The organism is Shinella sp. GW821-FHT10F02 (assembly GCF_058809275.1).
Genome location: NZ_JBXASL010000001.1, coordinates 750,388 through 770,265, shown reverse-complemented (window position 1 = coordinate 770,265; position 19,878 = coordinate 750,388). Strand labels below are relative to the sequence as shown.

The 19,878-nt window shown below is 65.7% G+C and carries 15 protein-coding genes; 5 read left to right on the top strand and 10 right to left on the bottom strand.

Annotated elements, in window-relative coordinates; translation table 11 throughout:
* Window positions 1-109: 109 nt before the first annotated feature.
* From AC1RWL_RS03510 to AC1RWL_RS03490, 5 genes are read left to right on the top strand one after another with little or no spacing between them, the layout of a single operon-like run.
* Entirely contained in the window at window positions 110-628 is a 519-nt protein-coding gene (locus AC1RWL_RS03510; protein ID WP_493093209.1) for a ubiquinone biosynthesis methyltransferase UbiE, read from the top strand.
* Entirely contained in the window at window positions 625-1,803 is a 1,179-nt protein-coding gene (locus AC1RWL_RS03505; protein WP_493093210.1) for a methyltransferase domain-containing protein, read from the top strand. The genes AC1RWL_RS03510 and AC1RWL_RS03505 overlap by 4 nt, the downstream gene beginning before the upstream one ends.
* Window positions 1,800-4,157 (top strand): SpoIIE family protein phosphatase, encoded by a 2,358-nt coding sequence (locus AC1RWL_RS03500; RefSeq protein WP_493093211.1) that lies wholly within the window; start codon window positions 1,800-1,802, stop codon window positions 4,155-4,157. The genes AC1RWL_RS03505 and AC1RWL_RS03500 overlap by 4 nt, the downstream gene beginning before the upstream one ends.
* A 4-nt stretch (window positions 4,158-4,161) precedes the next feature.
* Complete coding sequence (locus AC1RWL_RS03495; RefSeq protein WP_439622827.1) at window positions 4,162-4,710, top strand: slr1658 superfamily regulator; 549 nt, start codon at window positions 4,162-4,164, stop codon at window positions 4,708-4,710.
* Between the two features lie 30 nt (window positions 4,711-4,740).
* Window positions 4,741-5,079 carry a slr1659 superfamily regulator gene (locus tag AC1RWL_RS03490; protein WP_367833783.1) on the top strand — a complete coding sequence of 113 codons (339 nt, stop codon included), beginning with the start codon at window positions 4,741-4,743 and terminating at the stop codon, window positions 5,077-5,079.
* Here the strand turns inward: AC1RWL_RS03490 and AC1RWL_RS03485 are convergent.
* The 10 genes from AC1RWL_RS03485 to AC1RWL_RS03440 form a co-directional block, all read right to left on the bottom strand.
* Window positions 5,060-5,818, bottom strand: a complete 759-nt coding sequence (locus AC1RWL_RS03485) for a protein kinase domain-containing protein (protein WP_493093212.1) — start codon at window positions 5,816-5,818, stop codon at window positions 5,060-5,062. The two genes, AC1RWL_RS03490 and AC1RWL_RS03485, sit on opposite strands and share 20 nt — an antisense overlap.
* Window positions 5,819-5,822: 4 nt before the next feature.
* Window positions 5,823-7,361: a class I SAM-dependent methyltransferase gene (locus AC1RWL_RS03480; protein WP_493093213.1), complete on the bottom strand. Its 1,539-nt coding sequence runs from the start codon at window positions 7,359-7,361 to the stop codon at window positions 5,823-5,825.
* Window positions 7,362-7,369: 8 nt separating this feature from the next.
* A complete protein-coding gene (gene tssG / locus AC1RWL_RS03475; RefSeq protein ID WP_493093214.1) occupies window positions 7,370-8,461 on the bottom strand; it encodes a type VI secretion system baseplate subunit TssG in 1,092 nt (363 codons plus the stop codon).
* Complete coding sequence (gene tssF / locus AC1RWL_RS03470) at window positions 8,425-10,260, bottom strand: type VI secretion system baseplate subunit TssF (protein WP_493093215.1); 1,836 nt, start codon at window positions 10,258-10,260, stop codon at window positions 8,425-8,427. The genes tssG and tssF overlap by 37 nt, the downstream gene beginning before the upstream one ends.
* A 111-nt stretch (window positions 10,261-10,371) precedes the next feature.
* Window positions 10,372-13,887 (bottom strand): type VI secretion system membrane subunit TssM, encoded by a 3,516-nt coding sequence (tssM, locus tag AC1RWL_RS03465; protein ID WP_493093216.1) that lies wholly within the window; start codon window positions 13,885-13,887, stop codon window positions 10,372-10,374.
* Window positions 13,884-15,662, bottom strand: coding sequence for a type VI secretion protein IcmF/TssM N-terminal domain-containing protein (locus AC1RWL_RS03460; protein WP_493093217.1), 1,779 nt, complete (start codon window positions 15,660-15,662; stop codon window positions 13,884-13,886). The genes tssM and AC1RWL_RS03460 overlap by 4 nt, the downstream gene beginning before the upstream one ends.
* Window positions 15,659-17,104, bottom strand: a complete 1,446-nt coding sequence (gene icmH, locus AC1RWL_RS03455; protein ID WP_493093218.1) for a type IVB secretion system protein IcmH/DotU — start codon at window positions 17,102-17,104, stop codon at window positions 15,659-15,661. The genes AC1RWL_RS03460 and icmH overlap by 4 nt, the downstream gene beginning before the upstream one ends.
* Window positions 17,105-17,114: 10 nt before the next feature.
* Window positions 17,115-18,446 carry a type VI secretion system baseplate subunit TssK gene (gene tssK / locus AC1RWL_RS03450; protein ID WP_439615453.1) on the bottom strand — a complete coding sequence of 444 codons (1,332 nt, stop codon included), beginning with the start codon at window positions 18,444-18,446 and terminating at the stop codon, window positions 17,115-17,117.
* A 76-nt stretch (window positions 18,447-18,522) separates the two neighbouring features.
* Entirely contained in the window at window positions 18,523-19,080 is a 558-nt protein-coding gene (gene tssJ, locus AC1RWL_RS03445) for a type VI secretion system lipoprotein TssJ (RefSeq protein WP_319312599.1), read from the bottom strand.
* The gene (locus AC1RWL_RS03440) at window positions 19,077-19,823 is read right to left on the bottom strand and encodes an FHA domain-containing protein (protein ID WP_493093219.1); all 747 of its coding nucleotides are present in this window, start codon (window positions 19,821-19,823) and stop codon (window positions 19,077-19,079) included. Before AC1RWL_RS03440 ends, tssJ begins: the two co-directional genes overlap by 4 nt.
* Between the last annotated feature and the right edge of the window lie 55 nt (window positions 19,824-19,878).

Sequence of the window (19,878 nt, the reverse complement as noted above, 5' to 3'; positions counted from 1 at the left end):
GCCACGCGCATCGCCCGCACTTCGGACATTACATAGTTTAGGTTTTTCCCGAAAGATATGTAAGCGCGCGGCCGCAATGCCCCCTTACGAAATCACGAGGCAGGGGCGAATGGATCTGGGTGCAGGGCAGACGGAGGCAGGCGATCACGCGCTGCTTCTGGAATTCGACATGGATATGGCGGGATTCACCTCCAACTGGGCCTATTGCGACCGGCTGTCGACCTATTTCGCGCGCATGATCAGCCACAACCGCAGCGATTCGCTGCTCTATTCCAACCTTTTCTCCTCCGCGCTGAACGAGCTTCTGGAAACGGTCTACCGCCTGCACGCGCCGACCGGCAGCTTCGTCTGCTCGGTTTCGCGCAGCGGCGCCAGCGACCGGATCGCCCTCACCATCCCGGTCGACGCGGAAACGGAGCAGTTTTACCGGGACGCGGTCGTCATCCTCAACGGGGGCGATGTTTCGCCGCGTTATCACAAGGCGTTGTTTTCCGACGGACCGTTGCAGCCGAATATCGGCCTGCTCGAACTCGCCGTCGACTACGCCGCCCGTTTCTCCATAGAACCAGCCGACGGAAACGCCATCCGTCTCATCGCCGAACTCACGCTCGAGGCCAGTGCACCATGATCGCCGAAAAGCTTGTCCGGACCTACAAGGTCTCCTTCGACCAGAACAACCAGGAATTCGCGCTTGCCGGCTCGATGCGGCCGCAACGCGCCGCTGAGATGGCGGATTGCGTCAAGCTCTTGGAAACGTCGATTGCCTCGATCCGGGGCTCGTTCTACGTCAACGTGAAGCGACTTGTGCGCCTCAACAACGTGGCGTTTCATGCACTTGCCGGTGCCTTGCTGAAAGCGACAGAAGAGCGACCCGACGTCAAGATCACCATCGTCACGTCGAGCGTGATCGGTTGGTCGACCAAGAAATTCGGCACGCTGACGGCGATGAACCCGAAAATCCTCGTCGAGGAATATGACAGCGAGTTCTATCCCGGCCAGGCTTTCCTCGAAGAAGGCGGCTTCGTGCCGGTGCTGCGCACGCAGACGAAGCTCACCTGGAAGCACGAACGCGATATCCTGCCACGCCATGGGCTGGAGCCCGGCATGACCATGGCCGACATCTGCTGCGGCATCGGCGATTTCGCCATGCTGGTCGCAAAGGAGTTTTCGCCGTCGCGCATAGTGGCACTCGACCATTCCAAGTCGAGCCTCGCCTATGCCCGCCAGGTCGCCAGCGAATTCGACATCAGCGGGATCGAATATATCTACGGCGACGCCGCCGAAATGTTGCTCGAAGACGGCCAGTTCGACTTCGTCTCCTGCCGCCATGCGCTGCAGATTTTCAACAAGCCGGAAATGATCGTCAGCGAGCTGGTGCGCATCTGCAAGCCGGGCGGCCGTGTCTATGTCACCAACGAAAAGATCTCCCAGTGCCTCGGCGAGCCGCGCGGTCCCTCCATCCAGTGGACCTATGAACAGCTTTCGAAACTGTTCGCGGACTTCGACATGGACCTCGAATTCGGGCCGAAAAGCTACCAGGCCCTGCAACGCGCCGGTCTTGAGGATCTCCGCATCGAAAGCTTCATGGTGACCAATCGCGACGGGGACGCACAGGCTTTTGCCGATATGATCATGGCCTGGGAAGAAATGTTCGCAGGCGGCATGTCGGAAAAACGCGGCGACGACGGCGCCTTTGTCGAAAAATTCCGCCGCGGCTTCGAAGATCACATTGCCGCTGCCCTCCATCCCGGTGGTTATGCCGGATGGCCGGTCTGGGTGGCATCGGGACGCAAGCCGCGATGAGCGATATTGCCGAGACACCACCCTCGCGTTGGGGATTTTCATTGACGTCGTTCCGCGCGAAATTCGTGCTGGTCGTCGGCGGCGCCGTGCTGGTGGACCTTTTGGTCGCCGGCGGCATCGCGCTATGGAACGTCAACCGCCTCTCCACCAACGCGATGGACGAGGTCGGCCGCGGTCTCGAAAAAGCGAACATCGAATATCTGCAGAACTATATCGAGACGACAGTCGAGCGCACCGATCTCCTGCTCGACCGCTATCACGCGGAAGTGACCGGCCTTGCCGGGTCGATGCAGACGTTCATCGACAATCCTGCGCTGTCCGACAAGCTTGGCCAGCAGCTTCAGACCGATGGTGTGACCACGCCGCTCACCTACAACCAGGCGGGCAACTGGTGGCAGAACCAGGCAGGCGAAGCCTCGGCCGTCACCGTCTGGGGCTATCTGCTCGACGAGAACAAGCAGCCGACCCCGGAGGCTATGAAAACCGTGCGCGAAAGCGCCATTTTCAACCTCGTCGGCCCAAGCTTCCTTTCGGCCGGTCCTCCGAAATTGCAGATGTACTATATCGGCCCGCGCGCAAACCCGATCCTGCGCTCGACGCCTTATAATGACCAGGGCTCGGTCTTCGACAAGGTCTATCCCGGCCACAACCAGACGAACTGGTGGGACTTCTACTTCCCCGGCCTCTACGAGACATGGCAGTCGTGGCTCGCCACGCCAACCGAGCGCCCTGTCGACAGCCAGATCACCATGCTGTCGCCCTATCTCGACGGCATCACGGGCAAGATCATCGTCAGCTTCTTCCAGCCGCTGGCGACACCCGACCGCAAGGACCTAAACGGCATCGTCGGCGTCGACCTGACGCTCGACCAGCTCGCCGATATCGTCAAGAGCGTCAAGATCGCAGAGACGGGCTTCGCATTCCTCACCATGTCGAACGGCAACGTGCTCGCCGTCACGGAACAGGGTGAGAAAACACTCGGCGTCAAGATCAACAATGAAAGCGGCTTCGACCGGCGGCTGGCGCACAGCAATCAGGCCGCCATCGCCTCGCTCGCCATGCCGTCAACCACCGAGACCGTGCTCACCAATGTGACGCTGAAGGAGAACGGTGAGGACGTGCCTTACGTCGTGCTGCTCAAGCAGCTCGAGGCGGAGAACCTTTATACCGGCAAGGTCCCCGTCACCCGCGAAGTGATGTCGCTCGGCTTCATGGTTCCGGAACACGAAATCTATGCCTCGCTGATTGCAGCCAAGCAGGGCATTTCCGACGAGACGCGCCAGGTCGTAACCTGGCAGATCGGCACCGTCATCCTGTCGCTGCTGATCGTTCTCAGCGCCGTCTTCGCCATCTCCGGCCGCATCACCGCGGGCCTTCGCGCGCTGGCCGACGCGGCGCAGCGGCTCCAGAACAAGGACTACTCCGTCCGCGTGGCCATTCCCGCCCGCGACGAGGTGGCCGCGGTGGGCGTTGCGTTCAACCGCATGGCGGAAGAGATCAGCTACCACACGGAAAACCTTGAAAATCTGGTGGCCGTGCGCACGAAAGCGCTCGAAACCGCCGTTGGCGAGATCAACGCGTTGAACGCCAAGTTGAAGAGCGAGAACCTGCGGCTGGGCGCCGAACTCGACGTGGCGCGGCAGATCCAGATGATGGTGCTGCCGCGACGCGACGAGCTCGACGAGATCAAAGGCATCGACGTTTCCGGCTATATGGAGCCGGCCGACGAGGTGGGCGGCGACTATTTCGACGTGCTGCACGACGAGCGGCGCATGAAGGTCGGCATCGGCGACGTCACGGGCCACGGGCTTGAGAGTGGCGTATTGATGCTGATGGTGCAGTCGGTGGCGCGCGCGCTTCAGGAACAGGGCGACGAGAACCCGCGCGAATTCCTGGAAGTGCTTAACCGCGCCGTCTTCAAGAACATCCAGCGCACCAAGACCGACAAACATCTCTCGCTCGCCTTCCTCGACTACGAGGATCGCAAGATGACGCTGTCGGGCCAGCACGAGGAAGTGCTCGTGCTGCGCGACAATGACGAGGTCGAGCGCATCGACACCGTCGACCTCGGTTTCCCGATCGGCCTTGAAAGCGACATCGGCCCGTTCATATCCACGCATGAATTCCCGTTCGATACCGGCGATGTCATCGTGCTGCACACGGACGGTGTTACCGAGGCGGAAAGCCCCGGGGGCGAACTCTTCGGGTTCGACCGGCTGTGCGAGAGCGCCAAGAAACGCCGCAGGGAAACCGCCGACGAGATCAAGGATGGCATCATCGCCGATCTCATGGCGCATATCGGCACGCAGAAGATCCACGACGACATCACGCTCGTCGTCATGAAACACAGGTAAGGTCATGGAAGCCACATTCGGACAGGTGGAATTCACCAACGGCGCCGGCGCGCTGAAGAACCGCATCCGTCTTGCCGATGGTCCGCTCGACCTCGCCTGGCAGCATTGCGGCGTCACCTCGGAATTCCTGGGCGATTTCTTCGCCCTGCAACGGGTGGAAAAGGGCGGCGACTATAACGAAGCGCGTCACTCGATCGGCTACCTGACGAACGAGCTTCTGGAAAACGCGCTGAAGTTTCGTCACGGCAACGGCATAACGCTGGAAGCCTCGCTCGACGGCGCCTCCTTCGAGATCCGCATCAGCAACCTGATCACCCAGGAGACGGCCGGAAAATTCCAGGCGCTGCTCGCCGAACTGACGACGCGCGATCCGGGCGAGCTTCTCATCGAACGCATCGAAGAAAATGCGGAGAACATGAATTCGAGCGGCTCGGGCCTTGGCCTGCTCACCTTAATGAGCGACTATGGCGCGCGTCTCGGCTGGCGTTTTCAACCGGCGACAGAGCCGGACGCCATGCGCCTCGACACCTATGCCGCCCTCGACATCGTTTGAGCAGACATTACCGGGAGTTTATTGCGAAAAATGGAAATCAAAACGAACGAATATAGGGTCTGGAGCGAGGGGTCCGCGATCCATTACGAAGGCACGATGCGCCTTTCCGGCACGGAAGCCTATGCGCCCATCCTCGACCTGATGCAGCAGGTGCTGGGCGAGAAGCCCGAAACCATCACGCTCGATCTTTCCGGGCTGGAATTCCTGAACTCCTCCGGTATCAATCTGCTGGCGAAGTTCACCATCGACGTGCGCAAGCAGCCGGGCATCGGCCTGATGGTCAAGGGCAGCACGCAGATTCCGTGGCAGTCGAAATCCCTGCCGAACCTCAAGAAGCTGCATCCCGCCGTCAACCTCGTGATTGCCTGACCGCCAGCAGCCGCACGAAATCGGCGGCGGACGGACGTTTTGCCGCTTCCCCCAACCCGGCCCGCAGCAGACGCAGCAGGTCGGGCTCGTCGTGTTGCATCGCTTCCGGAACCGCGAATGCCGGCGGCTCTCCGGCGATCCGCCGGCGCAGCACCGCCTCCGCATCGCCAGAATAGGGTTTCTGCCCCGTCAGCAGGAACAGGCCGAGGGCGGCGAGCGACCATAGGTCCGCTTCCGGCCCGACGGCCCCGCCCGCAAGCTGCTCCGGCGCCATCCAGGCCGGTGTGCCGGAAAGCTCTTCGCGCTGGAGATCGTCGCCGGGCGTTCCGGCAACGCCGAAATCGATGAGCACCGGCGTTTCGCCGCGAAACAGCACATGCGCGGGCTTCACGTCGCGATGCACCACGCCGCGCGCGTGGATGTAGGCAAGCGCGTCAGCCAGGCGAAGAAGCAACGCCGTGACCATGGATGCCGCAACCGGCGGCGCGGGCAGCGTGCCTTCCAAGGCTTCGAAGGCGATCCAGTCGTCGCCCTCGGCGAGAAGCCGTGGCAACGAGGGATGCGGCAGGAGATGCGCGAATCGGCGTTCCCGTTCGAACCGGCGCTGGGCCACGCTGTCCTGCGCGTCCACCATCCGCTTGACGACGACGGGCGTGCCCTCCCTGATCCGCGAACGGTAGACAAGGACGGGACCGCGTCCGCGCAACACCTCGCCGACCGATGGCGCGCCCTCGCCCATGGCGCTAGATCGCGCCGACCCGCCGCCACATCGGCAGGGCGACGGCAAGGATCAGTTCGACATTCTCCCGGATGACGCGCAGCGCCTGCGCTTCGTCCTCGATCGGCACGCCGCCGTCGCGCAGCCGGTCGCCGCGCTCCTGCAACAGGGCGTGGATGGCCGCCGTCACCGCGCCGACCTCCGGCTCGGTGCCGTCGACCAGCACCTCATAGGCCAGCATTTCGAACAGGCGCACCGTGATGCCCGAGCCGAGCCCAGCGGCAGCCAGCGCGCAGACGGCACGGGCCTCGTCGGCGCAGATGCGTAAATGGGCGCGGTTATAGCGCCGCACCGAGGCCACACCCTCCTCGCTCACCGCGTTCGGCAGCGCCATCGCCTGGCGCGCGCCGATCAGCATGCCAAGCACCTCGCGCTCCGTGGCACTCGATCCGTCCGCTTCCGGCAGGCTCCTGAGCTCGCCGATCGTCATCGGGCGGGCAACGAGGGCGTCGAGGGCGGGGCGGTAAAAACTCTCGTTGAGCGTCGCCTCGCCGACCGGCACCTTCACCGCAAGCTTGATTTCCGACGGCGGCACGACGAGGCAGAGCCTGCGGGCCGCAAGCCGTCGTTCCAGCCGCCGCGCCGCGATCGGCCGGGCGCCGCGCATATAGATGTCGCGGCGGAAACTGCGGACGAGGAAAAAGTCCCGGGCCGTTTCCGCATAGGCGGCGGGAAACCCCTCGACGAGACTGCGCTGTTCGGCCGTCATGGAAAGGTCCGGATAGTTCTCGAAGAGATTGGCCGTGGCAACGAAGGAGAGTTTCGCCTCCGCCAGATCCCGCGCCACGTCGATCTGGTAGCAGGGCGACCAATGGGCGTTCAGATATTCGTGGCTAAGATAGGCCGTGCTTTCCGCCCGCTCCTTGTCGAGCCGGTCGAGCATGTCGACCGAGATCATATCGGCGCCGGCGGCGGAAAAGGCGCGCGCCATGTCGAGCCCGCGCAACACGCGCCGGTCGCTGCGATCATTGTCGAGCGAGGCGGTAAGGCTCACCAGCCGCTGCAACGGCGTCGACGGCGTCCAGCGCGGCAGGGCATTGTAGGTGACGTAGAGAGCCCCACCGGGCTTCAGATAACGCGCGGCGAAGCGGACGATATGGCTGCGATTTTCCGGGCTGACCCAACTCCAGACGCCGTGCAGCGCGATATAGTCGAACATCGGCAGCCCGGCATAGCCGCCATCGGCGAGGTCCTCGAAGGACGCCTCCTCCAGGCGGATATTGCCCACGCCGCCCGCCTCGGCAAGCGCGCGGCCTCTTGCGATATGGGCCGGGTTGAAATCAAAACCCCAGACGCTGCTTTGCGGATTGGCCGCGGCGATCGTTAGCGCCGTCTCGCCCACCCCGCAGCCCAGCTCGCAATAGGCGAAGGGCGCGCCCTCCTCGACCGGCGGCTCGACGCCGCGCAGCAGGCAGGCCACATCCAGATGCGCCGGCGTCTGCTCGGCATAGAACCCGGGCAGATATTCGATGTCGGAAACGTAGCCGTGGGTCCAGTCGTTCATGAAAAATCCTAACGCAAATGCGGCGGTGGGCGGAATTGGATGGAAGCGGGTTTCTGGCGCGGGCGGGCGGGCTGGAGCCAGGTGTTCCAGCCGAGCCGGCTCGCCTTCGGCTCCTCGCGATGCCCGCCGAGTTGCAGCGCCGGCACCTGGTCGGGCTTCAGCTCCAGGCGGATGTTGAACATCTTGTCGGCGCCGAGCGCTCCTGCCGCAAGGTCCGTCAGCAGGCGCGCGCGTTTTCCGTCCGGCAGCAGCGAGCGGAAGGCGGGATAGTCCAGCGCCTCCAGGCAGATCGTGACGGCGGACTGGATGTCGAAGGTCTTGGTACCGATCACCGCGTCGTCGCCGAGGCGCGCGAAGGCGCCCTTCGGCTGGGCGCGATCGGGCAGGCGCGTGCGGTCGGAAGGCGCGATCGGATACCATTCCCCGGAAAACTGCTCGACGCGCAGCCGGTGGCCGAGCGCGCCGGAAAGCGCCCGCTCGATCGCCGTGGCGGAGCGGCCCTGCCGGGCGAGCAGGCCGCCGAAGAAGACGAAAGCATGATCGCCGATATGCGTCCGGTTCGCCGTCGCCGGAAGCCCGAGCCCGACGAGGGATTTCAGCGCATGGTCAATCGTGGCGGGGGTGCCAAGCTGGGCCGCCCGCTCGCGCTCGATGACGGGGCGGTACTTTGTCCAGGCATTGTAAAGCAGCCCGGAAAGCCGGTTGTTGAAGACGTCGAAGAATTCGCGCAGCGCAAAATTGCGCTCGCGCACGCTCACCTGCACGAGTTCGCTCAGCGCATGCGGCAGAACGCCGGAAGGGCCTGTGAGACCTACCAGGGTCTGCGTCATCTCGACCGGCCCGCCACCGCGCGGCCGGCGCACGGAAAGCACCTCGGCGGACGCGAAACCGAGTGGCACCGACGAGCGGATCTTCAGCGCCGCACGTTCCGGATCGACGCCCTGCCCGACCGGATCGACCGGCCGGTGCGAAACGTCACGCCCCTCCTCGGCGCCAAGCGCCTCCAGCAGGCGAACCATCTGGAAGAGCTCGAAAGCCTGCGGCGCCTCAAAAATGCCCGCGACTAGAGAAGAATTCGATCGCCTGCCCGTGCCGGCCATGTCTTCAGCTTTCCGCTTCGCCCCCTCACCAGGGCGGTGAGCCGTGAGAATGAATTGACGCTCGCATAGAGACCCAGAAACCGCTCGATGATGCTGGCCATCAGGAAGACGCCGTTGCCGGAGAAATTGCTCTCCTCGAAGGTCATCGTCACATCGACACCCCGGCAGAAAGCGCTTTGGCCGAAACTCCTCACGCGCGCCGTACCGCTTTGCGATGACAGCGCCGTGATGCCGTCGATTAGGGCGCGCGTTTCGGCGGAATTGCGGAAATCGTAGAGCAGCAGGATTTCCTTCAACGCCTCCACACCACCATCCGACACCAGCGAGAGATGGTTGAGCGCCAGGTGCGAGATCAACCGCCAGCGCCCGCCCTGGCCATAATGCGGCCGGATCGTCGGGGTCGGCACGGTGAGGAGCCGCATGGTCTTCACCATCGGCACCGGCTCGACCATTCTGAGCTGCGGCTGGCCGCCGCCGAAGGGCAGCCGTTCCGGCCGGTTGCGGTTGAGGCAGAGCGTCTCGACCGAAAGCACGTCGTCGGCAATGGCCTTCGGGTTGAAATCCGGGTCGGAGAGCGACAGGAACACCTCGCTGCCGGGGTTCTCCTCTTCAGCCTGCCGGCGATGGGAGAGCCACCAGGCGGCCGACCGCTCCTCGCCCCGCAGCGCTTCCCCATCGGCGCCGTGGCGGATGCCGTAGAACGGCAGCAGCGCGCGCGCCTCGCCCTCGGCGGTCACGGTGGAGACGCCTTCGATGCTGTAGACTTCCAGCGCATGCAGCCGGCGGCTATCGGGCACGATGCGGTATTCGGTGACGGTCCGGTCAAGCTTGATCGGCTCGGCGGCTTGCGGAAACAGGTTGACGATCGGCGTGCAGCCGAGCGCGAAGGCCGCCGCCGTCAGCGATCGTTCGAGGCTCGGCACGGAGCGGTTGAGATAGATGAAAACGTCGAGCGTGCGGCCCTTGCCGGCAAGGCGGGCAGCCTCCGGGAAGGCGAGATCGACGAACAGGAACTTTTCCGGAAAGGCGAAATATTCGGTGAGCAGCCGGTAGGCCGGGTGCGAGGCCTGCGGATAGGGCAGCATGCTCTCGTCCTGCCCGAAGCCGCCGGGCGACAGGGCCGACGCATCGAGCATCGCCGGATTGCGGTCGTTTGCGCCCTCGGCAAAGGCCACGGCCACGGCATCGTTCAGGAGAAGCTCGTAGAGGGGATAGACCAGCTGCGGCTGGCCGCGCAGGAAGAAGCGCAGGCGGCCGGGATTGTAGCTCGAAAAATCGAGGCCCTCGCCGGCCATTTCCAGCGTGAGGCGCAGGCAGCCGGCCGCATTGTGCGCCTGCGGCGTTTCCGGCGCCGTGATGGGACGGCCGGTCAGCGTTGCCGAACGCACCACGACCGGGTGCAGCGTGACGTCGAAGCAGGTGGAGAAGCGGCAGCGCTCGCCATCGACCGGCTCAGTATCGAGCAGGGTGCCGACGGGAACGTGATGGGGTTCCTGAAGCTCGACCTTCGGGTCCAGCTGGAGGATGGACATGGAGGGGATCGGCCGGTCGAAATGCGGATAGAGGATGCCGAGCATGGCATTGGTCAGCTCGGGAAAATCATCGTCCATCTTCTGCCGCACGCGGGCGGTGAGATAGGCGAAGGCCTCGATCAGGCGGCCGACATGCGGGTCTTCGATCGCATCCTCGGACAGCCGCAACCGGCCGGCAATGCGCGGGTTTTCCGCGGCAAAGGCGGCGGCGGCCCTGCGGATGCTGAGAAGTTCGCGGTTATAGTGGACGAGCAGATCATCCGACATGGGCTGGCCGAACCCCTCTCCAACGCCTTGTCGATTCGTAACGGCATCCCGGCGGTTGCGCGGACATTGGCGTACTCCTTCTCACCCTGTCAAGGAAGCGTCGGGGCCTCGTCATAGGGTTGGGCACGTGAAATCGGACAGGGTATCCCGTGCGAACGGATTGCGGGTCGCGGGCGCCGTCAGCCGCATGAGAACCGCGCGGTTTCCGACGCGGAACTGGTAGGTCACCACGTCCGTCGGGTTCTTGTCGACCTTGCGGCCTTGGTCGAAAAGCCGGAAGAGCGCCCAGGCGCCCTGCTCCGTCAGGATGTTGCGCTGGCCGGCGACCTCGGGTGTCATCGACATGGAGGCGCCCGCCACCAGGTTTTCCGGTGGCCAGAGATATTGCGTGCCCGCCGGCGGGCCGTGGCTGTAGCTCGCGACCTTGCCGCCGATATCGAGCAGGAAGGCCCGCGCGGTCGCGTCCAGCTTGCCGACCTCAACGGTGAAATCGACATTCGGCTTCTCTTGCCCGGCGAAGAACACAGTCTCGATATCGTCCGCCTTCTCGAAGGCCGCGAGCACCGCATCAGGGAAACCGAGGCCGAATTGCTGGCCGGCCTTCCAGCGCCAGGGCTTCGTCGTCCGGTCGATATAGGGCTTCAGGTAGTCGTTGCGGAAACCGGCAATGGCGCCCTGCGGCCCAAAGAGCCGCGAAAAATCGTCCAGCGAGGCATCGTTGATGCTCTCGGTGTCGAAGGGATAGCGGCCGATCGTTGTCGCGGTGCAGAGCGGCAGCACCGTCGAGGTCCAGATTTCCGCCAGCCGCTCGCGCGAGCTTCCCCCCGTCACCGCGCCGACCTGGCTGAGGATGCGGGCGAAGAACGGCTGGACGCTCGGCGGCAGCTTGCCGTTGCGATCGGTCAGCTGGCTGAGCAGCGTCTGCGGTTCGGTGCCGAGTTCCAGCACGTCGCCGCCGGCAGCGACATGGTTGAGCTGCCGGTAGAGCGGCTCCAGCGCCGCCAGCATGTCGTTGACGGGCGTCTGCTGGCCTTCCGCCTTGGCGACGACCGCCTCGCGAAAGACCTTGAAATGATCCGTCACCGACTGCGGCACGTTGACGACGCGCCGGGGTGCCCGGACGGTCTTCGTCACCTGCGTCAACTGCTCGGCGACCATGGCTTCGATCGCGCCCGCCGCGCTCGACGTGAGGTCCGTCAGGTCCACCTCGGCAGCGATGGCGACGAAGAGTTCCTTGGCGGGCGACGGGTTGCCGGCGACGATCGCCACGGCATCGGCGAGGCGCCGTGGATCGGTCTCGCCGGCAATGCCGAGATCGGCGAGCAGGCTGTCCCAGCGGCTCATGTAGTTGACGCGGTAGAGATCGGCCAGGCCATCGCGGATGCGGCCGGCCTCGCGTTCGCGGTCCAGCGCCGTATCCGGCTTGCCCATCACCCAGAGGTCGGCGGCGAGCGCCAGCGCCGCGTCGCCCGAGGCGCGCATCATCACGCCGAAACCGTTCTTGGTGTAGATGCCCTCGATGCCGTCGAAGAAGCTCGCGCCGCTTACACGCGCCAATGCTTCGGGGCCGGCCAGCCCCATATGGTCGACCGGCCGCCACATCGCCATCCCCTTCACCGCCGGGTAAGTCTCGGCCATATCGTAGGCGAGCCGTGCGAGGCTATAGTCGGTGATGCGTGCACGCGCGTTTTCGATGAGCGCGCCATCGGCGGAGGGCGTCGGAATGGCTACCGAGGCAAGCTCGGAGAAGTGGTCGGCGATGCGCTGGTCCACCGCGTCACTGCGGTCATAGAGCATCCAGTTCGCCGCGAAATCGGGGCCGAGCAACGCTGCCGTCTCGCGGCCGGGCGGGCGCTCACCGGTCAGCATCAGGTAGAATTTCAGCTGGGTGAAGCGAAGAGCCGCGGGCGTCTGCTGGTTCGCCAGGCCCTGGCGCAGATATTGCCAGACGAAGGGGAAGAACAGGTTGGCGAGCGCCTTGTCATAGGCCTTGCGCGCCTCGCCCTGCACAGAGGCCGGGCTGTAGAGGCCGAAGGTGGCGCCGCGCGGCTCTTCCTTGGCAAGGGCCGCCAACCGGTCGAGTACGGCAAGCACCGGCTCGAAACGTGTCGAGAGGCTGCCGGCCGGCACCGCCTCGGCGATGCGCCCGCGCGCCGCCGTCGTCTGGTCCGTGACACTGGCCACATAGGCGCGCCCGTCGCTGAAGCCGAGCCACCAGAAGGCGAGCACGGTGAAGGCGGCGATGCAGAGCAATGCGTTGACCGCCAGATCCTTGAAGCGGGCGGCCACAAGGGCCGGTCGCGTCAGGCCGCCGAGATCGGCCTCCGGCAGAATGACCTTGCGCAGCAGACCGAAGAGGAAGAACGGCCGGACACGGCGCGCGCCCGGATCCGGCGCAAGCGCCAGTGTGGCCGGGCTGCGGCCGAACAGAGGGGCGAGCGAGCCCGCCAGCGCATCGACATTGTCGCCGGTCTGGCGGCAGGAGACGAAGAAGACACCGCGCATGTTCGTCGCCGCGCCAAAACGGTGCAGCGTGGCGAGCTGCTGCACGAAGGGCTGGATGCGTTCGCGCAGCAGGGCGAACTGTGCGGGGAATTCGAAGGTGCGGCGGCGGCGCAGCTCGTCCGGCTCTTCCTGCAGGCAGACGAACTGGCGTTGCGCGATGCGTTCGACGAGGCCGGCAAATCCCCGGTCGAGCGCTTCGGCGGGGCCCCGCGCATCACCACCGAGATCCGGCGCGATCGGGATGCCAAAGGCGGCCGCGCGCTCCTCGGTCGTCAGGTCCTCGAAAATCTCCTCGAAACCGACGACCCGGTCGAGCTTGGTGACGACGATATAGACCGGCGCATTGGCGCGCAGATGCTGGACGGCCTCGTCGAGCCGCTGGCGGATGGCCGTGGCATAGGCGACCGCCTGCTCCGGCAGCATGGCCAGCAGCTCATCGACGCTGACTGCCACGACGATGCCGTTGACGGGCTGGCGCGAGCGCAGGTGACGGATGTGCTGGAGCGCCTGCTGCCAGAGCTGGCGCGCCTCGGGTGCCTCGCTGCCGGTGAGACGGCCGGAAAACTCCACCAGTACGGCCTGGTCGCTGATGTGGAAACGGGCGGAGGGGGCCTCCACCGCGCCGTCGCTCTCAAAGGGCAGCGTCAGCCCGCTGGCGCGCACCAGCGAGGTCTTGCCGGCACCGTCCGCGCCGAGCAGCATGTACCAGGGCAGCGCATAACGCGCGCTGACGAAGAGATCGCCATGGCCGCGCCGAAGCAGGCTCATTGCCCGGCCTGCGGCATCGCGGAAGGCGGAAATCTCGGCGTCGACCGCCGCCCGGTTGCGGTCCGTCCGATCCGCCGCCTCTTCCTCCTGCTTGCGCAGCGCCGCGATCAGCGCCGCCTCCTCGCTGCTGCGCCTGGTGCGCATCAGGAAGCCGAGACCGCCCCAGGCGAGCGCCAGCAGCAAAAGCAGTGTGAGGCGGGCGGCGGCCGATCCGAGCGGACGCACTTCGCCAAAGGCGATCAGCGGGCCGATGAACCAGATGAGAAGCGCCAGAAGCAGGACGACGATCGTCAGGATGACGCTGGGTCGGCGCAGGGTGCGCCCGAATTTCCGCAATCTCGCCCGCACGCTCACGTCAGGCTTTCCCGGTAGGCGATGCGCCTGCGCGCCGCGTCGACATAGGCCCGATCGATGGTGAAACCGCCGGCCTCGTCGATCGCCTCCAGAGCGCGGGCGACGAATTCGCCATCACGATCACCGGCGATTGTCGGCGCACGCTTTTCGAGCCAGGTCTTGAGCTGCGGCGATGCCGGATTGTCGGCAAGGGCGATCAGGTCCTTGAGGGCGACCGTATCATTGTTGTCGTCAACAAGATCGGCCTGGAGCCAGGCGGCGATTTCCGGCAACAGCGCATTGGCCCGCACGGCGCGTTTTGCGTCCGCAATGCCGTCGCTGAGCATCGCCCGCTTGTCGAGCCAGAAAGCATAGGCGGGAACCGGGCGCTGCCCGGCGAGCATCACACCGACGGCATCGAGCCGTTGCAGGGCGGCAAGCAGCACCGGCACGTCGGCCCGGCGCAGCGGCCCTTTCAGCGGCGCGGCATCGCCGATCGCCTCCTGTACCTGCCGGCGCAGGCGGATCTCGTTGTCGAAGGTCGAAAACAGCACGTAGCCGCCGGCCGCACAGGCGATGACGGTCGCGGCGATCGGCAACCAATAGAGAGCCGACCGCGAAGCGCCCTGCCGGTCCTTCAGCACCAGGCCGGCCTCCGGCAGGATCGCCTTCTTCACGGCACCGCTGATGAAATAGCCATGGTTCAGCTCGTCATCCACGCCGAGATCGGGCGGCAGCATGCCGCTGCGCGGCATGGCGAAGCGGCGCGACAGTTCCGGCAGGAGGGCGTCGATCGACAGCATTTCCTGCCGCGCGCTCGTCATGAAGATGCCGCGCAGCAGCACACCCCGCCAGGTGCCGTTCCCCAGCGGCGTCATCGCGTCGATGAGCGGCATGACGATGCGCTGGATCGCGGCGATCTGCGCGGAAAAACCGTGGATGTGGCTGCTGCGGATCGGCTCGGATTCCTTCGACAGCAGTTCGATATGGCGCTTGCGCATGGTCTCGACCATGTCGCCGAAACCCGCGTCGATCTCCGCATGCAGCGCGTCGACGGTCTTCGGCTCCCTCGCGTCATGCGGCAGGGCGAAGCCCCAGGGCTGCGCCCGGTCGGCGGGCTCGATGCGCTCGAAGATCTCCTGGAAACCGGGAACGAGATCGGTGCGCGACAGGAGCACATAGGCGGGCAGCGTCTGGTCGAGCATCTCGTCGGCCTGGCGGAACCAGGCGGCGATCGTCTCGGCGGTCATGCGCTGTTCGAGCTGGTCGGCCAACACGAGATCGGCCGGGCTGACGACGAGCATGATGCCGTTGACGGGGAGTTTCGGCCGCACGGCGCGGAGCAGCCGGAAGAGTTCACCGGCGTCATCCGACACCTGCGCCTCGACGAAGACGGCATCCGGCCCGACCCACCAGTTGGCGGGGCCGATGGTCTTCGGCATGCCGAGGCGCATTTCCGCACTTTCGAGCAGGCAGGTCTTGCCGCTGCCGGCCGGGCCGACGATCAGGAAGAACGGCACCGAATAGCGCCCGCGACGGCCCTTCAGGCCACGATCGGCAAGGAAGGCGCCGACCTGGCGGCGCAGATCGCGCAATGCCGGCGTTTCCGGCGTCGAGCGCCGGAAGAACAGGCGCGAAAAGACGACCGGCAGCAGCGCCCAGACGACCACCGGTAGAAGCGACAGCAAAAGCCCGAGATCGGGATCGGCGACGAGAGGCTGCTTCGCCAGGAACCAGCTCGCGGCCGCCGCGGCCGCAAGCCCGAGAAGCCAGAGAATGAGCAGCCACGGCCTCATGGGGTCTTTTCCGCGGGGATCTGGAATTCGACGCGGCGGTTGCGCGCCCGGTTCTCACGGCTGTTGTTGGCGATCAGCGGGTCGTTTGCGCCGCGGCCCTCGAAGCTCACCCGCGCGGGGTCGTCGATATGGCGTTGCAGCATCTGCGCGGCGGAGCGGGCGCGGGCAAGCGAGATCGCCATATTGTCGCCGAGCGGGCTTCCCGCCCCGACGGGCGTATTGTCCGTATGACCGACAACGGCGATCTTCCCGCTTTCAGCGTTCAGCGCATCGCCGATGCGGGTGATCAGCGGCTCTTCGCCGAGCGAAAGGTCGGTGCCGCCGGAGGGGAAGGAGGCCTTCAGCATGCGGATGACCACCAGCTCGCCAACGCTTGCGACCTCGACGCGGCCATCGGCGATTTCCGGCGCCAGTGCTTCGGAAAGCCGCTCGACCTGCGTCTTGCGCACCGGCGGCACAGGGTCGGGGATGGTCGGGATGCCGGCCTGCTCCACCAGCAACGGGATAGCGGGGACCAGCGCAGCGATCTCGGCGGCGGTCTGCTCCATGCTGGAGCGCAGGCTGATCGAGGAGAATGCCCAGACGACGGCGAGAAGCGCCAGCAGCACCAGCGCCGCCAGCCACGGAGCCGCCATGCTGCGCGGCGCGCGGTGGGGTGCTGCCGCACTCTGCCAGACCTGCGAAAGGTTGCGCTCATAGGGGCCGCGCACCCGGCGGATGACGCGGTAGAGGTCCTGCCGCAGGCGGGCGAACTGTCCCTGCCCGCCATCCATAACCCGGTATTTGCCGCTGAAGCCGATCGACAGGCAGATCGCCATCAGTTCGAGCACGTCGATATTCTGTTCCGGCTGCTGCAGAAGCTGCTGGAGCAGATCATAGAAGCGCTCGCCGCCCCAGGTCTCGTTATAGAGGATGGAAACGAGGCTCTGGCTCGCCCAGCCGGTCGTCGCACCCCAGCGGGTGTTGAGGATGATGTCGTCGATGACGGCGCAGAGCGCGTAACGCGACACGCGCACCAGCCGGTCCGGCGTGTCCCGCGCCATTGCTGCCGTTTCGAAATTGCGGATCTCTTCGAGCACCCGGCGACGGAATTCGGCGATGTCATCGGGCGCCGCGCTCTCGTTGAGGCGGCCGGCCAGCCAGAGCAGCGGCGAGGCCGCGCCCACCAGCGGGTTGACCGCCGCAAGCTCGAAGGCCTTTTCGATCGCCGGATCGCCGCGATGGCGCGCGCGCTCGACCGGCAAGGCGTCGAGGCCGAAATCGAGATCGTCCTTCTCGCTGGCGGCAGGACGGCCGCCGAAAAACCCACCATCGCCGCCGCCGAAGCCGCCACGCGGCAGGCTGTCCTGCCCGAAAGTCGTCGACTGGCGCGACGGCTGCCCGCCCAGCGGCCTGCGGATCGTATCGTCGGCACTCGGAAAATCGGCAAATGGATCGTTCACGCCCGCCTCCTCAGTCCTTCACGGCCCAAAGGTCGAGCTCAAGCGCCGGGAAGTCGCCTGCGACATGGATGGCGAGGCCGTTGCCGGCCGCGACCTGCTTCCAGATCGGGCTGGAACGGTCGAGTTCGAAATAGGCCTTGCCCGTATGGTAGGGGATCTGGCGCGGCGCCACCGGCAGCGCGCGCAGCATGATGCCCGGAAGAGCGGCGTTGACCAGCTCGGTGATCTGCTCGGCCGCGCCGATCTTGAACTGCCCGACGAGCCGGCGCACCAGCGCTTCGGCCGGCATATCGGCCTTGGCGGCGAGGATGAAGGAATATTTCGAATAGATCGAGCGGTCGGAAACGTCGGCGACGCGGATACCGTAGCGATGCTCGACGAGCGGGATGGTGATGGCGCTGCGCTCCAGCACCGCGCTCAGCGCCTGGCGAACGGCCGCGGCGACCGGGGCGAAGGACAGTTGCAGGCGCTCGTGATCGTAGACCGGGAAAGGCCGCGGCCGGTGGCCGGCGGCGGTGAAGGTGGCAAGCTCGCCGGCAAGCCCGATCATCGACGTGAAGAGCCGTTCGGGATGGACGAAGGTGGCCGACGCCATATGAGTGAAGAGCGGCTGCCAGCGGTTGATGGTCTGGAGCATCATCATGTCGGTGATTTCGGCAGCCGTGCCGACATTGGTGCCGGCGAGCCGCGCGGCGATCGCCTCGCCGCGGTGGTTGAGCAGGCCGACGATCTCGGTGAGCAGGCCGGACAGGATCGGCGAGACGGCGCAATCCATCGCCGGCGGCACATAACTTTCGTCGAGCACCACCGAATTGTCGCTGCGCACCTCGACGATGCGCGCGAGCCCGATGCCGACGAGACCGCTGCGGTCGCTGGTATCGAGCGCATAGCGCAGGCGCAGCTTGCCGACATTGATGGGGGCTGCCGACACGTCACCGCTGTTGGCATCCGACACGTCGATCTCGGCGAGCGTATAGCGGGTCGTCAGTTCGGCCTCGGCATCGGCCGCCTCGCGCCCGCCCGGTTCCGTCAGCGGCAGGGTGAGGTAGAGCACGGCATTGCGGACGTTCTCGCCAAGCATCAACGGCGCGAGGCGCACGCTGTCGTCGGGCAGCGAAAACGGCGTGCCATCGGCAAAGACGCCCGCCGCCCGCTCGACGGCGAACTGGCCGATCGACAGCAGCTCGCGGTTCAGGCGCAGCTCCGTCAGGCCCCAGCCATGCGGCACGAGCGCTTTCGTCCGGGCCCTCAGCTGGCGCTCGAAATGGCGAGCCTCCTGCTGGAAATGCTGGGCACGGATAAACATCCCCTCCGACCAGATCACCTTGTCATCGAACGACATGCATACCCTTCCCTCTGCCGGCGGCGCAGGTCCATCCCCGCGTCGCGACCGACCTTGCCCCTCTCTGCGAACCGTCTCAGTCCTGTGGCCCCATCTCCACGGACAGCGTCTTCAGGTCCACCTTGAGCTTGAATTTCTTGTCGCCCGGAAGCCCGACCATGGCGCGCCACTTTGCCTCTTCGAAATTACGGAACCCGACGACCACCGCGATGATCGTCGTGCCCTCGATCATATTGGCCTTTATCCGCTGCACCTCCGCCGGTGCCAGATAGAGTTCCGTCTTGCCCAGCATGGTCGGCCCGAGCGTCTCCGCATCCGCCTCCCAGAGCTGGCGAAAGCTGGCATTGGCGAAGGCCGTCTCGGCGTTCAGCTGGTAGAGCCGCATGACGACGGGTTGCGGCAGGCCGTCCGGCCCCGGATTGACCAGCGGCGAAGCGACCGCGATGACGTCGATGCTGGCTTCCGCCGGCGCCGGCTTGATCTCGATCTCCTTCGGCGGCGGCTTCTTCGGCATGAGACCACAGCCGGGCAGCGCGAACGCAAACAGGCACAGGCACAACAGCACGAAGAGGCGCGAGACAACCGCGCGCATCCCGATCGACCACCGCCCCGCCGGAGAGTGCTCGATCGTCAACCTGACTTCTCCTTGCGAAGAAGTTCAACCAAACGCCCCTCGAACCTACGCTTTTCCTCTACGGACAAAACCAACATCGCCGTTTCAACAGCCTTAGCAAACACCGCCGCATCCAGCCCGAGGGCCTCCGCAGCGAAATTCGTCCCAGTATCGGCTATCGAGGCTACCGCCTCGCCCGCCGCATTGGTACGCGCAATCGAGGCATTCCCCATGCCCCCGGAGATATCCACAGGTTTCGGCTCGCCATGCCGGCCGTCAGCCGTGGGTATCCACCAGTCCTGTAGGACCGCAACCTTGTCCCGGGCATTCTCTGCCGCCGTATCCGGCAGGATCGCCGCCTTCACGGCCTCGGCGGCCTGCTCGTCGAAGCCGAACGGTCCCTCTGCGAAGGGATCGTCCGCGACAGGCAACGGCGCGACACCCGGCGGCGCCGTCTCGATCGCGACCGCGATGATCGCATCGCCGAGCGTCAGCACATCCTTGTCGACGAGCGTCCTGGAGGCTTCACGCCCCAGCGGCACGCCGTTGACCAGCACGCCATTGGTGGACATGTCCGTGAGCAGGAAACCGCCGGCCTGCCGCTCGATCCGGCAATGCCGCTTGGAAACGATGCGCTCGGGGTCCGCCAGCACCCAGTCGGCATCCTCCGACCGGCCGATGACGAGGGCTCCCGTCTCGACGGTTCTTTCCCGCAGGCCGGTCGCCAGGCGCTCCGGGCCTTTGAGTACGAGTCGCAATTGCATGGCCTACCCCCGCTGGCGATCCGCTTTCCCGCCTCGCAGGGAATCACGGAATCGC